At 31.2% G+C, this 15722-nt stretch carries 16 protein-coding genes; 6 read left to right on the top strand and 10 right to left on the bottom strand.

All coding sequences use genetic code 11. The features are described 5' to 3' along the window. Position 1: 1 nt before the first annotated feature. The 4 genes from dxr to AAH949_RS02495 are packed head-to-tail and all read right to left on the bottom strand — an operon-like array spanning position 2 to position 3468. Positions 2–1081, bottom strand: coding sequence for a 1-deoxy-D-xylulose-5-phosphate reductoisomerase (gene dxr / locus AAH949_RS02510; RefSeq protein ID WP_348518887.1), 1080 nt, complete (start codon positions 1079–1081; stop codon positions 2–4). Then, complete coding sequence (locus tag AAH949_RS02505) at positions 1078–1806, bottom strand: phosphatidate cytidylyltransferase (RefSeq protein ID WP_348518886.1); 729 nt, start codon at positions 1804–1806, stop codon at positions 1078–1080. The genes dxr and AAH949_RS02505 overlap by 4 nt, the downstream gene beginning before the upstream one ends. Positions 1807–1819: 13 nt before the next feature. After that, positions 1820–2161 (bottom strand): hypothetical protein, encoded by a 342-nt coding sequence (locus AAH949_RS02500; protein WP_348518885.1) that lies wholly within the window; start codon positions 2159–2161, stop codon positions 1820–1822. Between the two features lie 2 nt (positions 2162–2163). Then, positions 2164–3468 carry an NFACT family protein gene (locus AAH949_RS02495; protein ID WP_348518884.1) on the bottom strand — a complete coding sequence of 435 codons (1305 nt, stop codon included), beginning with the start codon at positions 3466–3468 and terminating at the stop codon, positions 2164–2166. An 88-nt stretch (positions 3469–3556) separates the two neighbouring features. Here AAH949_RS02495 and AAH949_RS02490 point away from each other — a divergent pair, with 88 nt between their 5' ends. The 3 genes from AAH949_RS02490 to AAH949_RS02480 are packed head-to-tail and all read left to right on the top strand — an operon-like array spanning position 3557 to position 5524. Beyond that, a complete protein-coding gene (locus tag AAH949_RS02490; RefSeq protein WP_348518883.1) occupies positions 3557–3964 on the top strand; it encodes a hemerythrin family protein in 408 nt (135 codons plus the stop codon). Positions 3965–3968: 4 nt separating this feature from the next. Then, positions 3969–4535, top strand: coding sequence for a molybdenum cofactor guanylyltransferase (locus AAH949_RS02485; protein ID WP_348518882.1), 567 nt, complete (start codon positions 3969–3971; stop codon positions 4533–4535). After that, positions 4532–5524, top strand: a complete 993-nt coding sequence (locus AAH949_RS02480) for a phospholipase A (RefSeq protein ID WP_134238494.1) — start codon at positions 4532–4534, stop codon at positions 5522–5524. The genes AAH949_RS02485 and AAH949_RS02480 overlap by 4 nt, the downstream gene beginning before the upstream one ends. Here AAH949_RS02480 and nrfD read toward each other — a convergent pair. The 6 genes from nrfD to AAH949_RS02450 form a co-directional block, all read right to left on the bottom strand. Beyond that, positions 5521–6483 (bottom strand): NrfD/PsrC family molybdoenzyme membrane anchor subunit, encoded by a 963-nt coding sequence (gene nrfD, locus AAH949_RS02475; RefSeq protein WP_348518881.1) that lies wholly within the window; start codon positions 6481–6483, stop codon positions 5521–5523. The genes AAH949_RS02480 and nrfD overlap by 4 nt on opposite strands. Further along, complete coding sequence (locus tag AAH949_RS02470) at positions 6480–7049, bottom strand: 4Fe-4S dicluster domain-containing protein (protein ID WP_134238496.1); 570 nt, start codon at positions 7047–7049, stop codon at positions 6480–6482. The genes nrfD and AAH949_RS02470 overlap by 4 nt, the downstream gene beginning before the upstream one ends. A gap of 6 nt (positions 7050–7055) precedes the next feature. Beyond that, positions 7056–9329 carry a thiosulfate reductase PhsA gene (phsA, locus tag AAH949_RS02465; protein ID WP_348518880.1) on the bottom strand — a complete coding sequence of 758 codons (2274 nt, stop codon included), beginning with the start codon at positions 9327–9329 and terminating at the stop codon, positions 7056–7058. A 182-nt stretch (positions 9330–9511) separates the two neighbouring features. After that, positions 9512–10204, bottom strand: a complete 693-nt coding sequence (locus AAH949_RS02460; protein WP_208335063.1) for a potassium channel family protein — start codon at positions 10202–10204, stop codon at positions 9512–9514. A gap of 34 nt (positions 10205–10238) precedes the next feature. After that, on the bottom strand, positions 10239–10523 hold the full coding sequence (locus tag AAH949_RS02455; protein ID WP_348518879.1) for a hypothetical protein: 285 nt from the start codon (positions 10521–10523) through the stop codon (positions 10239–10241). Positions 10524–10720: 197 nt separating this feature from the next. Then, positions 10721–10978, bottom strand: coding sequence for a hypothetical protein (locus AAH949_RS02450; protein WP_348518878.1), 258 nt, complete (start codon positions 10976–10978; stop codon positions 10721–10723). Positions 10979–11540: 562 nt separating this feature from the next. Between AAH949_RS02450 and polA the strand changes: the two genes are divergently transcribed. The 3 genes from polA to motB are packed head-to-tail and all read left to right on the top strand — an operon-like array spanning position 11541 to position 15720. Further along, on the top strand, positions 11541–14180 hold the full coding sequence (gene polA, locus AAH949_RS02445) for a DNA polymerase I (protein ID WP_348518877.1): 2640 nt from the start codon (positions 11541–11543) through the stop codon (positions 14178–14180). Positions 14181–14190: 10 nt separating this feature from the next. Further along, positions 14191–14964, top strand: coding sequence for a flagellar motor stator protein MotA (gene motA / locus AAH949_RS02440; protein ID WP_348518876.1), 774 nt, complete (start codon positions 14191–14193; stop codon positions 14962–14964). Between the two features lie 9 nt (positions 14965–14973). Then, positions 14974–15720, top strand: coding sequence for a flagellar motor protein MotB (gene motB, locus AAH949_RS02435; RefSeq protein ID WP_348518875.1), 747 nt, complete (start codon positions 14974–14976; stop codon positions 15718–15720). The last annotated feature ends 2 nt before the right edge of the window (positions 15721–15722 follow it).

Below are 15722 nucleotides of genomic sequence, written 5' to 3'. Positions count from 1 at the left end.
TCTAAACCTTTGCATTGCAAAATTCTCTAACTCTTATATCCAATTCAAAAATTTCTTCCAAGCTTTGTGTTTTTAATGAGCCAAAATGATCCAAAGCCTTAAAAATGCCTCTTGAAATATCTAAAAATCCGCATTCTGAATTTAAAAATCTACGAACTAAAACTTCATTAGCACCATTGATTATAACTCCCAAATCAGGATTTTTTAAAATTTCATTTTTCAAAGAAAATATAGGATATTTCTTAAGATTAATTGAGTGGAATTTTAAACTAGGAAGTTTAACAAAATCAATATTTTGAAGAATTTTTTTATCATAAGTCTCAAAAAGCGCTTGAGAAATAGCAAGTTTCATATCAGGATAAGAAAAATAAGCCGTGCTAGAGCCATCTTCAAATTCACACATTGCGTGCACCAAAGATTTTGGTTCTATCAGTGCATCTATATCCTTAAAACCATAAAGATGGTAGGCTTCAAGAATTTCAAAAAGCTTATTTACCATTGTAGCACTGTCTATGGTGATTTTTGCACCCATAGACCAATTTGGATGCTTTAAAGCCATTTTCGCATCTACTTTTTCTAAGTCAGCAATTTTTAAGCCAAAAGTGGCACCTCCACTTGCTGTAATATAAAGCTTTGAAATGTTATTTTTATGATTTTGAAGTAAAAATTTTAAAGCCGCATGCTCGCTATCAATAGGCCTTATACTCATATTTTGCAAGAATTTACCCGCCACCACGAGGCTTTCTTTATTAGCCAAAGCTAAAGTTTTGCCCAATTCTTTACTTTTTAAACTTGCTCTAAGTCCTGCAAAACCTACAATAGCATTGACAACAAAATCATCTTCGCACTCTTGTAAAATTTTTTCTAAACCATCTTGTCCAACAAAAACTTTTTTATGTTTAACAAGGCTTTTATTTTTATCATTTTTAATGCAAACAAATTGCGGTTTAAACGCTTCAATTTGCTCATTTAATAAAGCGATATTATTCCCGCACGATAAAGCCGAAATTTTAATATTATATTCTTTGGCAAGTTTTAAAGTGTTAACACCTATACTACCTGTACTTCCAAAAACTATCATAATAAAGCAACCATTATAAATGCAGCAATCATCACTGCATCAATCCTATCTAAAATCCCCCCATGTCCTGGTATTAAATCTCCACTATCCTTTACCCCAGCTTCGCGCTTAAAATAACTCTCTAATAAATCTCCAATCACCGCAAAAACACCCACCAAAAAAGAACAAAGCAAGGCTAAGCCAAAATCATACACAAAAACACCCACAATAGTACCAAGAATGCTCGCGCAAATAAGCCCACCAATAACGCCTTCCATAGTTTTATTTGGACTTGTTTGCGAAAAAGGCGTTTTACCTATCATTTTTCCTATAAAATAAGCCCCACTATCACAACTTACTACAATTACAATCAACCAAAACAAAGCAAACATTCCATGGGACAAATAAACCTGCCAAAGTGCTAAAATAGGTAAAACCGGATAAATATAAATTAAAGTGAGTTTTAAATTTGAAGCCTTTTTATAAACCAAATATCCCACAACAAGCAACAAAAACAAAACTCCAATCAATAAAGCCTTGCCAGAAAAAGAACCCAAAATAAAGCAAAGCAGAGCAAACCACACATTAGCATTTTCAAGCCCAAAGAGCTTTTGTGCTTCTTCAAAGGCAAAATACAATAAAGCTCCAAAGATAATAAAATTTACCACAAACTGATCGATTAAAGCAACCACCAGCACCGCAAATACCATAATCACACCCGAAATAATCCTTGTTTTGTTAAACATTAAAATTCCTTTTTTAAATACTGATATCTAAATGATGAAGTTTTTGTGCGCTTTTAAAGGATGCCTCATCTTCACTTTGCTCTTCATCTTCTTGATTTTTTTGCTCTTCATCTTCTTGATTTTCTTTGTGGCGTTTCTTTTCCTCTTCATCAGCCCTTTCTTTTACCTCTTCATTAATCTCATGGCTTTTAGCCACTTTTTCTAACTTATCAACAACTTTTTCTTTTTGAGTAAATTCATTCAAATTTGCAAGTGCTGCAAAACTTTCTTTTGCAAGTTCATTACCCACTTGAGTTGCAGGCAAGGCAGCGTTTTGATTAACAAAATTGAGATTTCCAATAGGCGAAACAGGCATTTTTACTCCTTTAAAACGCTTATGGTTTTGTAATTTATATAATTTACAAAAGCCTTTTCTCTAATTTTAACAAATTTTTTACTGGTATAGTCAACCAAATAATTTCCTTGATTTAAATTCGAAAAATTCACACAAATTTTTGCCCCAAAATTCAAAACCTCATCGCTAACATTTAATTTATTAGAAATGATAAAAACATGAGCACTTGGACGATCTTTTACATGCATCCAGATATCATCCTTTTTGGCTTTTTGCAATAAATACTGATTTGCTTTCTCATTTTTACCCACACAAATTTTAAATTCATTAAAATAAAAACTTACAACACCCATATTTGCTTCTTCTTTTTTAACCGCAAAAGTTTTTTTAGGCAATAAAATTTCTAATTCAAAAATTGACTTTGCTTGTAAAATTAATCCCAAAAGCTCTTGAGTTGTTTTTAATTTTTCTAAAATATTATCCCTTTGAATTTGTATATTTTTAGCTTTTTGTTTTAATTTTTTAGCCATTTTATAAAACTGATTGGCACTATTTTTAGGACTTTGCTCAAGTTTAAATTTCACCATCTTACCTTCAAAATCACACAAGGTAAATTCTCGCTCAAAATCTTTTAGATTATATAAATTCGCAAATAAAACATCTGCCTTTTTTGTATAAGACTTGGCCAATTTGTTTAAATTTTCTTCTTTTTCTAAATCTTGCAAATTTTGCTCCAAATTAGCAATTTTTTTACGAATTTGCGTTGCTTTATTCTCTTTACAAATCATCAAATCTTTAGCATATAATTCCTCAAATTTATTTTTAAAATACACATCAAAATTTTCAATCTTTATAAAATTTTCATCCATTTTAAAAGGCTTTAAAGGAATAAGTTTTTGCCCTACTTTAACCATCCTATAACTTTTATCAATATGCCTTAAAGCTTCAATGATTATATCATCATTATCTGTAATAATAACATTAGTATTTTTGCCCGTAAATTCAAAATAAATTTTACTTGAAAAACTTTTATAAGACTTCTCTATATGAGTGTGAAAAACTAAAATTCTATTATCTTTTACAAGCTCTACTTTGTCAATTTTTGCCCCGCAAAAGTATTTTTTTAACATAAAATCAAAAGGTGCACTATAATTTTTTGCTTGCAAATTTGCGCAAAATATGCTTCCTAAGCCTCTTTTAAGACTAAATATAAATCTTTTTTTATCAAGACAAAGCTCTAAAACATTATCATCAATGCGTTTGATAAAATCGATTTTTTTATAATTTTGTAAATAATTTCCAATTTGTAAAAGTTCAGTATATTTCATAAGTGTTATTATAAGATAAAAATGTAAGTAATATTTTTTTATGGTAAAATATATTAAAAAATTATCTTCAAAATCTTTAAGGAAAACAATGGTTCCTGAGTGGGATAGTGCCTATGCGATTGGCAATAGTTTCATTGATGCACAACATAAAAAATTTTTTGATATGGCAAAAAATGTTGAAGAAGCTTTTTTTGATTCTGTTTCCAGAGAGAAAATAAAGGAATTATTGCAAGAATTATTTGTTTATATGAAAACACATTTTAAAGATGAAGAAGAATTGATGAAAAAAATTCATTATCCTAAATATGATGAGCACATTCTTGCCCACAAAAATATTATTGGAAAAATGGTTAAAACAATTCAAAATGCCAAAAGCACAAACGATCTTAAAGAATCCTTGTATAATATCACGCAAAAATGGCTTTTAAATCATATTTTGGAAGAAGATATGCAAATAGAACAACATATTCAAAATCTCAAAAATAAAATAAAGTAGTTAAATGCTAAAAAATTGTGTTATTTTATGTGGTGGAAAATCAAGTCGTATGGGACAAGATAAAAGTCTTTTAAAAATCGGTTCTAAAAATTTAACCCAAATTCAAGTGGAAAAATTTTCCAATTTTTTTGAGCATGTTTTTGTTAGTGTCAAAAATGATAAATTTAATCAAGAATTTAAAATCATACAAGATGATCCAAATTATCCTTTGCATTCTCCTATGCTTGCGCTTTATTCGATCTTAAAAAATTTCAAAAATGAATTTGTTTTTATCATTAGCGTGGATAGCCCTTGCATTGGTTTAGAAGAAATTTCTAAAATGGCTGAATTTTTAGAACAAGATTATAAAATTATCATAGCAAAAAGTAAAAATTACAAACACTCATTGTGTGGTTTTTATCACAGTGATTTAGCAGATGTTTGCAAAAATTTACTCGATCAAAACGAACAAAAAATTCAACTTTTATTTTCTAAAGTTAAGACTAAATTTGTAGAATTCGAAGATGAAAAGCCTTTTTTGAATCTGAATTTTTACGATGAATTCCAAAAATACAAAAGCGAGTGTGAATGAAAAAAATAATCATAATTTTATCTTGTAATATCATTTTATGGGCAAATGACTATCAAAAAGCCCTAGAATATGAAAAAAATGGCGACTATCAAAAAGCGATGCAAATTTATAAAAAACTTGCTGAAGACAAACTAGGCATTCAAGAAAAAAATGCGATACAAAATAAGCAAATTCAAGACAAAACCGCCTTAACTCAAGAAAAAAACAAAAAGTCTCAAAAAGAAGACTTTACCAAAATTGCTTTAGCAAATTATTTAGGCAAAGATGAGGCTTTTAATCCTTTTGGAATTAGCTCACATCAAATGAACTATTTTATGCCTTTTTCTTATAATTTTTCTAAAGTTGCACCCAATCAAAATAAATCAGAAATCAAATTTCAAATCAGCATAAAAAAACGCCTTTTTGATAATATGCTAAATTTAGGCGAGTCCTATTATATCGCTTACACTCAAACTTCGTGGTGGCAAGCTTATAATCACTCTTCTCCTTTTAGAGAAAATAATTATAAACCAGAATTTTTTGTTAATTTTCCTATGCAGCTTGAAAAACTTCCTTGGATGCAAAATGTAAGGCTTGGAATTTTACACGAATCAAATGGCAAAAGCGATGAGAGCTTAGAATCGCGTTCTTGGAATAGAATTTATCTTAGTTCCGTATTTTTAAAAGATAGATTTTTAATTGCACCAAGAGTTTGGTTGCGAATACCGGAAAATGAAAAAGATGATGATAATCCAGATATTGAAAAGTATTTGGGAAATTTCGATCTTAATATGGCTTATTTAGGAAAAGATTTTTTTATCAATGCTATGGTAAGAAACAATCTTAGAACAAGTTCAAATAAAGGTGCAGTGCAAATTGATATAGGCTATGATTTATTTGATAATGGAATCTTTTGGTATGTGCAGTATTTTAATGGTTATGGCGAGAGTTTGATTGATTATAATAAATATGTCAATAAACTCTCAACCGGTTTTTTAATATCCTATTAAGCTCCCAAATAAAGCTGTCCCGCATAGAGTATATACATTCTTAAAGCAAATACTCCCAGCATAATAGAAATTGAATTTAAGAGTATAAAATTCACCTTATAAGCGTGATTTTTTAAAGCAGTAAGTGCAATCACACTTGGGATCACAACACTAAAACCAACCACACAAACCCAAAAAATCATAGCCCAAGAGCCTTCACTTAAAGCACTAAGTACTACCAATGCTTTATCCCCGCCTTGAAAATAAAGTCCAACAAATAAAGCAAACAAAAGCAAAGATTCAATAGGAATAACCCTTAAATCCATCGTTAAAAGATACTTGGTTTTTTCTTTAGAAACTTCTTCTGAAAATAACAAAATTCCAAAACAAATACAAGCCGCAATTCCGCTTGATAAACCACTGGCTAAAAATAAAATTGGCAAAATCGGACTATTATAAAGCGGATAAGTTTGAATGGCAGAAAGTAAAAAGCCTGTATATACACCAACTCCGCCTGCTAAAGCAAAAACAAGTCTTCCAAACCAAAGCGAATTTTTCTCTAAAAAATCAAGCACTCCGCCAAATAAATTCATCACAGGCCATAAAAAACTTTTAGACAAAGTAAGTCTAAAACGCAAAATTGCATAAATTGCACATAAAGGAGTATAAAAAAGCAAAAGCAAAACACCCAAAGACATTACGGATTTAAGATTATAATGAATTAAAAGTTGATAAAAATTTAAAGGTTTTGTCAAATCAAAAATCAATACAATCAAACCTACAATTATCGTAATAGGTGCGATCAAAACCCCAGCCTTAACAAAAGCATCCCAAGGTGCTTTGCGTTTAGGATTCATCCATTCTACACTTAAAGCCGTCATCATAGCACCTGAAGAAAGTCCCGCCAAAAATAAATAAAGTGCGATAGGCCAATGCCACACAATAGCATTTACGCTTTCATTTCCCCAAATTTCATTCATAGCTTTATTTCCCCTTTCTTATTCGGTATAGTAAAAAGTTTTGGTTTTGTTCCCAAATGTTCTTTTTTCCTTGTGAAATTTTTCTTTGATAGAATTTCATAAATAGGATCATTCATATTATCCAAATCTCCAAAAACCAAAGCATCTGTAGGACAAACACTCACACACGCTGGTTCTCCATGTAATTTTAAATGTGTATCTTTGCAAAAATTGCACTTATCAGGAACTTTAGTTTGCGGATTTAAAAATCTAGCATGATAAGGACAAGCACTGATACAATACAAGCACCCTACGCATTTATTTGCATCAATATCCACAATACCATTTTCATCCATAAAAGAAGCATGAGTTGGACAAACACTAACGCAAGGTGTATTCTCACACATTTGACAAGAAAATCTTTCATAATCAAAAGCCAAATTTGGAAACACGCCTTTAGGACCTTGAATTTTAACTTGGAGTCTATAAAGCCCTTCTGGAACTTTATTTTCGCTGCGACAGGCGATAGAGCAAGATTGACAGCCTATACATTTTTGAGAATTAAAAACCATTGCATATTTCATTATTAGCTCCTATATTTTTTCTATATCAACACCTATGGTATGGACATTATTGCCACTCACAGGAGAAATAATATTTTTTAAAAGATGACTTGCATTCATTCCTTTGCCATAAGAAATTTCTTGCCATTTGCTCGTATGTCCAAAACCAAAATACGCAAACAAAGTATCCTCTCTAATACCGACTGTAGGCAATACTTGTGCAATTTGTTCTCCAACTTCACTTTTAATTTTTATACTATCACCTTTTTTGAGTCCAAGCTTATTTGCAACATTTTGATTGATCCACACGGCATTATTATCCATTAAATCATTAAGCCATGGAACATTAGCTGTATGCCCATTTGTATGCACAGCAACTTTGCCTTGTATAAAATAAAACTGCGAATCGCCTTTTAATTTAGGATCATTGTATTTTAAAGCTCCGCGCCCACAAGCTTGCTCTAAAACCTCATCAAAAAGCTCTATTTTCCCGCTTTTTGTTTTACATTTTAGAATTTCGCTAAATTCTCCATCTTCATCTAAAAATTGTTTAGAATTTGGATATTTTTCTACAAATTTTGCAATACTTTCTTTATCGCGTGCTAAAAGCGGTATGCCATAACTTGTTAAGCCTTTGCTTTTTAGCTCATAAATTTCTTCAGGATATTCATAAGCTTGTTGCATTCTAAAATCTTCAATATCTTTGTAAGGAAATAAGTCACCAAAGCCCATTTTTTGTGCTAATTCTTTATAAATTCTCCACGAAGCTCTTGTATCACCTATAGGCTCTACTACCTTTTGACGCACTTGATAGCCAGGATTTTTGCCGTCATCAGATAAGAAGTGCTCATCCCTTTCTAAATAAGTTGATTCTGGCAAAATAATATCCGCATATTGTGCACTATCACTCATATAAACATCTACGCATACAAACAAATCGAGTTTTTTAAGCGCTTTCACCACTTCATCTGAATTACTTACAGTCATCACTGGATTTGATCTTGTAATCCAAAGCCCGTGTATTGCATAAGGTTTTTCATTCAAAATAGTCTCATAAACCTTACTATAAATTCCTCTGGTTTTTGGAATTTTGCTAAATTCTCCACCTTTAATATCCACTCCATCAATGCGTGGCTCATTTGGCTCGGGCACTTTTGGTAAAATAGAACCCTTAATAATTGGAGCAACCTTTTGACCTGCGATTTTATTATACAAAGCAGCACCCTTAGGAAAATACAAACCGCCTTTAGTTTCTATATTTCCAAGCAAAGCATTAGCAATAGCAATGGCTCTTCTAAATTCTATTTCTTCTGGAGTAAAAGTTGCTCTATGACCAAAATCAATCATACAATGTGGCGCATAAGAAGCACACTCTCTAGTCAAAGAAATGATTTTTTCCGCACTAACATCGCATTCTTTAGCCATACGCTCTGGAGTATAATCCTTAATACTTTCTTTAAGTTTTTCAAAACCTACAGTGTATTTTTGAACGAATTTTTTATCATAAAGCTCTTCAAAAATTAAAGTATGGATAAAAGCCATCATAAACGCAGCATCACTACCTGGGCGAATAGGTATCCACTCATCTGCTTTAGAAGAAAGAACCGAAAAACGAGGATCTAAAGAAATAAGTCTACATCCCTTTTCTAAAGCCTTAGTAACTCCTCTTGCATAAGAGATTACCATACCTTCATAAACATTATGTCCAAAATTTAACATAAATTTACAATCTGCGAAATCTCTACTAAGCGAACCACTACCATAAACACTTGTCAAAGCTGTCGCATAGCCAGAAGGACAGGTGTTGCCGTGATCAAAAATATTTGGTGTACCAAAACCATAGGCAAACTGATTCATAAAAGTTTGATCAGGTCCTGTTTTACTTGCAAAAGCCACACTTTTAGCACCGTGTTTTTCTTTAATTTCTTTGAGCTTAACACTAATGTACTCATAAGCTTCATCCCAGCTTACTTCTTTAAATTTACCCTCACCTCTTTGACCTACACGCATCAAAGGTTTTACTAAACGCTTAGGATCCACAAGCTGACTTACACCCGATCCTCCTCTAGCACAAATTCCACCCTCTGTTGCCTTGGAATAAATATTGCCTTGAATAAAAACCCTATTATTCTCATCAACCCTTGCCTCGATAGGACAACGAGTGCTACACATTTCGCAAATGCTTTTAACAAATTTTTGAGAACCTTTAAGCTTGCCTTCAAAAGCACCAAGCATTCCCGGCATACTTAAAACCGCAGAACTTAGCCCTACACCCTTAAGAAAATCGCGTCTATGAATACCCACACAAACTCCTTTCACTTGCAATAAACTTAATTAAAGTATAGCACTTTTTCAAACTTTGGTAATAAAATCCAAATACTTATTTTATCTTGTTTAAAAAATGTATATTAATGTAACAAAAGAATAATTAAAATTTAAAAAAATATAAATAAGAGTTTTTATATCCTAAAAAATTTAATGAAATATTAAGCAGATTTATTTCTTGCAGTGATTTGATTAACCCAAATTCCCATCGCTACCACAACGATAATTTGCCCTAAAAAGCCTTGCAAAATGCTAAAAAATCTTAACAAACGACTCACAGGAGTAATATCGCCATAACCCACAGTCAACATAGTTACACCGCTAAAATACAAACAATCTAAAAAACCTTCAATTCGATTAACTGACTTTAAACCCAAATTTTCGTCCCATTGCCAAAAATTTCCTATTCCTTTAATAGGCGTTTGAAATTGCACCTTTATGCTTTCTTCTTGTAATTTATCAAATTTTAAAGTCTTATCCGCTTTTAAAATCCTATCGTAATTATCCACATCGCAAGAAAAATAATACAAATTTCCATAAGCAAACCATATCAATACATAAGAACTTAAAATCATTACAAATTTTTCTTTAATGTCAATCTTATGTCCAAATGCAGCCCACATTGTAATGGTTAAAAATATCAACAAAGCAAAAACAACAACAATGGTAAAAATATTTAAAAAAATAAGCAATAAATCAGCACTTAACTTTCCTGTAGCATAAATGGCGATTTGATCGAAAATAAAACTAAAAACCAAAGGAGTTAAAGCAAAACTGATCCATATCAATATAAATTTTTTAGTACTTCTATAATAAATATTTTTATAATGATTGATCAGTCTGTATATAAGCAATTTTAATCCTAAAAATTTAATTTTTCTAATTGTATCAAACTTTTAAATTTTTGAGTAATTCTTTTACATAGTCAATTGCCTTGTTTTTCCTTGCTCTAAAATGTGCTTCACTTTCAGGCTTTCCCATCAAATATCCTTTTTGGATATCCGTAGGACTTTGCAAAACCTCCAAATCCTTTTCCAACATTGCTTTAAGCTTTATAGGATCGCTTTGGTTATGCCTTTTGCTTCTTACTTCACTTAAAATTGCAGAATTGATTTTAGATGGATCGTTGATGCCTTGAATTGCCATAGTTTGCCTAACAGCATTAACAAACATAGCACCACCTAAGAGTTCCACATCTTTTGCACTTACTGCATGAGGCGGTGCTTTTTTGTTTTCTTCTTGGGCATCTTCTAAAATCTCAGAAAAATTTTTATTTTCTTACCGATGATTTGAAATTTCGCTTTTTTGCAAATAAGCATTAGTCAAACAATCATTTGCAATCTTCATAAAACTCTCCACACGCAAGATAATCAAACTTTTATGTCTTGCAAAATTTCAAAAAGAAAATCTTTTGCTTTATTGTTTAGTCTTTGATTTTCTTCTTTTGTCATACCTGGCAATACTGCATTAAAGTTATTGTTTAACGCAAAAATATCTTTATTAATTTCCACCGAAATTTCACTTGGAGTATCTGCTTTAAGTCTTTCTTGTTGAACTCTTTTCATTTTTCCAAAAATATTATCTAAAGAACCGCTTTCTTGATAATCCTCAATTAATGAAGCAGTCAAAAATGCGGCTCCGGTTCTACAAAATACATCAAGATCTATTTTTCCATTTAAATAATCTTCCCAAACTTTATCCCTTACATCTTTATAAGTTGATATTCCATCATCTTCTTTTACATTTTCAGTTTTTTAACGCTTTGATCCACGCCAATATTTTGGCGTGTATAGTAAGCATTATTGTAGCTTGAATTAATTTGCATACTCTCACCTTTCAAATTTTTATATCTTTTAATAAGTCACTTAGATAATCAATAGCCTTATTTTTCTTAGCTCTAAATTCCGCAGCACTAGAAAGAAAAAAGCTTTCAACATTTTCTGGAACAAATTTAGAGCATAGTGATTGATATTTCCACCAGCTATAGTATTTACACCCCGCCCCGTTATGTCTTTAAACATACTTGCTCCTTTGATTTTAAATTATCTATTGCATTATAATCATAAGCAAAAATTATTCCAAATAAACATATTTAACAAGGTAAATAATTTTAATACTAATTTCAAACTATTTAACCTATTTTAAAACTTATCTTTGGAATAATAAAGCAAAAACAAACTCAGAGGAAAAATGAAAACTTTAACAATAATTGATACTTTTGGATTTTTTTTCAGGCTTTTTTATGCCCTTAAAGGACTTAAAAACTCTCAAGGTGAAGCCAGTGGAATGGTGAGTGGTTTTGCTAATTTTATTTATAGTTTAAAAAACGAGCATAAAAGTGATTATATTATTTTTGCGCTTGATTCTAAAGGCAAAACTTTTCGTAGTGAAATTGACCCAAACTATAAGCAAAATCGCACCCCGCCACCACCAGAGCTTTTAGCACAAATTCCGGTCTGTATAGAGATGATAGAAAAAATGGGCTTTATTAGCATTTCACAAGAAGGCTATGAAGCAGATGATATCATCGCTTCTTTTGTAAAAACTTGCAAAGATAAAGAGATTTTTGTTCGTGTAGTAACACAAGATAAGGATCTTTATCAGCTTATAAAAGATGGCAAAGTAAGCATTTATAGTCCTATTTCTAAAAACGACTATGATGAAGTGGCGTGTTTAGAAAAATATGGAGTGAAACCTTGTCAAATTCGTGATTTTTTAGCACTTTGTGGGGATAGTTCGGATAATATCCCAGGAGTTAAAGGTATAGGCGCAAAAGGAGCTAAAACCTTGCTTGATGAATTTGGTAGTATAGAAGGAATTTATGAAAATTTAATGCTGGTACGCAATGAAAGAAGCCGTAATTTGCTTTTAGAAGGTAAAGAAAATGCTTTTTTAAGTAAAAAACTTGCCTCTTTATATGAAGATTTAAATTTTGATAATATGCTTGAAAAATCATCTTACCCAAGCGATGAACCTCTTTTAAAAGTGCTTGAAATTTTAGAGCGTTTTGAACTTAATGCTTTGCTTAAAAAACTCCGTCAAAACCCTGATAATAAAGATAAAAATTTAGGCTTTAAAGCTACTTTGATCCAAGATGAAAATAGGCTTTTTGAAATTTTAAATTCACTCCCTAAAGATAGTATTATAGCTTTTGATACAGAAACTACAGGACTTGACACTAAGAAAGCAAAAATTGTTGGCTTTAGTTTTTGCATGAGTGAAGAAGAAAGCTTTTATGTGCCATTGTCTCATAATTATTTAGGAGTTGGCAAGCAAATTTCACTTAGTAGTGCTAAAAAAGCCATAGAGCTTATATATTCGCACTTTATCGTAGGACATAATCTAAAATATGATTTTAAAATCATAGAAAATAATTTTGGTTTAAAAGTACCTTTAAAATATGCCGATACTATGATTTTAGCGTGGCTTAAAAATCCATCTTTAAGGGTAAATATGGATGATTTGGCTTTAAGGCTTTTTAATTATGAGACTTTACATTTTGAAAGCTTGGTAAAAAAGGGTGAAACTTTTGCAAGTGTAGAACTTGAAAAAGCTTGTAAGTATGCTGCTGAAGATGCTTATATTACTTTAAGATTTTATCTTTATTTTCTTAAAAATCTTGACGCTAATTTGCTAGAACTTGCGAAAAATTGTGAATTTGAGTTTATAAAAGTCATTATGATGATGGAAGAAAATGGTATCAAGATAGATACTAATGCACTAGAAATTTTAATGAAAAAATTTGAAAATGAGATTAAAATTTTAAGCGAAGAAATTTACACGCTTTGCGAAGATAGACTTAATTTAAATTCGCCAAAACAAGTAGGCGATGTGCTTTTTGAAAAACTCAAACTTCCAAGTGGTAAAAAAACCAAAACAGGTTATTCTACCGATGAAAAAGTTTTAAATAATCTTTTAGACAAGCACCCTGTAATTGCTAAATTGCTAGATTATAGAGAGCTTGCTAAGCTTTATTCTACTTATTGTGAGCCTTTGTTAAAGCTTGCTTTAAAAGATGAAAATTCAAGAATTTATTCTAGTTTTTTACAAACTGGCACTGCCACGGGTCGTCTTTCTTCTAAAGATCCAAATTTACAAAATATCCCTGCACATGGACAATATGCAAAAGACTATAAATCCTGCTTTGTAGCTAAAGATGACTTTAGTTTTATAAGTCTTGATTATTCTCAAATCGAGCTTAGAATGCTTGCACATTTTAGTGAAGATGAAAAGCTTTTAGAAGCCTTTAAAAATGATGAAGATATACACGCAAAAACAGCTATTATGATATTTGGAGAGAGTAATTATGAAACAAGAAGTGTGGCAAAAAGTATTAATTTTGGTTTAATTTATGGAATGGGCTATAAAACCTTAAGCCAAAATTTAAAAATCGAAGCAAGTTTAGCTAAAACTTATATAGAAAAATATTTTGAAAATTTTACTAGCATTAAAAACTATTTTGAAAAAGTAAAAAATGAAGCTAAACAAAATGGTTTTATCGCAACCTTAAGCGGACGAAGGCGCTATTTTGACTTTGAAAATGCCAAGCCTATGCAAGTGGCTATGTATGAAAGAGAAAGTATAAATTCTATACTTCAAGGCTCAGCAGCTGATATTATAAAGCTTGCAATGATAGAAATTGCTAAAGATTTAGATGAAAATAAAAAATTAATTTTACAAATTCACGATGAGTTAATTTTTGAAATTAAAGATGAATTATGTGAAAATTTTGTTAAAAAAGCTAGTGATATTATGGAAAATATAGTAAAATTAAAAGTAAAATTAAAAACAAGTTCAAGCATCGCTAAAAAATGGGGCGATTTAAAATAAGGAGAATTTAATGGATCTTTCAACTTTACTCGGAATAGTTCTAGCTACTGTAAGTATTTCCGTTGGTGATATTTTAGAAGGCGGAAATCCTTTGCATGTTATTCATCTAAGCTCCTTTCTTATAGTGATCCCTACCGCAGCCTTTTGTGCTATGACTTCAACTCATAAAAAAATTGTAAAAGCGGCTTATAAAGAATTAAAAATTGTATTTACAGGTGCAAAAGTGAATTTACCAGAACGCATTGCTCAAATGATAGAATTTTCAATCATTGCAAGAAGAGACGGGCTTTTAGCGCTTGAATCAAGAACTAACGAAATTGAAAACGAATTTTTAAGAAATGCTATGATGATGATGGTCGATGGAAAAAATTTTGATGAAATCAAAGAAAGCATGGAAATTCAAACCGAAGAATTAGAAGAATATTACAAAGAATGCGCAGAATACTGGACACGATTTGGCGAAACTTGTCCTACTATGGGGCTTGTTGGAGCGGTTTTAGGACTTATGCTTGCTTTGCAAAAACTTGAAGATCCACAAGCAATGGCGATGGGTATTGCAGGAGCATTTACCGCTACAGTTACAGGAATATTTGGATCTTACGCTCTTTTTGGTCCTTTTGGCTCTAAGCTTAAAGCCAATGGAATGGATTTAGTTAAAGAACAAATTGTTATCATGGAGGCAATCAAAGGCATAGCTGAAGGCGCGAATCCTAGAGATTTAGAAGCAAAATTATTTAATTTCTTAGGAAAAAATGATGTGCGTATTTCTCAATTTGATAAATAAGAGTTTAAGATGAGCAAAAAACGCAAACAACATCAATGTCCAGCTGGAGAAAGATGGGCGGTACCTTATGCAGACTTTTTAAGTTTACTTTTAGCACTTTTTATTGCTCTTTGGGCAATTTCTGAAAGCAATCCTGCGAAAGTTGAAGCATTAAAAACTGAATTTATTAAAATTTTTGACTTCACTCCCTCTCAAACCATAGAACAAGAAACTCAAAACCAAAAACAATATAAAGGTGCAGCAACAAAACCAAAAGATGAACTAGAAGCCCTAAAACTTCTTATAACAACCCAACAAGAAACCATAGCTAAACTTAAAGCTGCTTTAGACCAATCTGAAAATCAAATAGCCCTTAATTTGCCAGCGAGAGTAGAATTTGCCAGAGGCAGTGCTGATATTGTTTCTAATGATGTTAATGATTTCCTTAAAAGAATGGTTGAAGTGACCCTTAAACTTCCCACTCAAGTTCAAATCGAAATTCGTGGATATACAGATAATAGCGATAGTGCGTTAAAAAGTTACAATTTAGCTTATCAAAGAGCACAAAAAGTAGCTGAGTATTTTATCAATGGTGGTGTCAATGTTAAAAATATTAGCCTCAAAAGTTTTGGAGTAAATCAACCTCTAAATAATGATCCACAATCCACGGAAAACAACAGAGTTGAAATTTACTATAAAATAGATACAGAAGATACTCAAACTCAAAAATCTGTACTTGAAATTATTAAAAATTTTAATCAAAAAAACACCGATTAAAC

The sequence above is a fragment of the Campylobacter sp. CCS1377 genome (assembly GCF_040008265.1).
Lineage (GTDB): Bacteria > Campylobacterota > Campylobacteria > Campylobacterales > Campylobacteraceae > Campylobacter_D.
The sequence above is the reverse complement of the archived record's forward strand: the minus strand, read 5'-3'. Positions and strand labels throughout refer to the sequence as shown.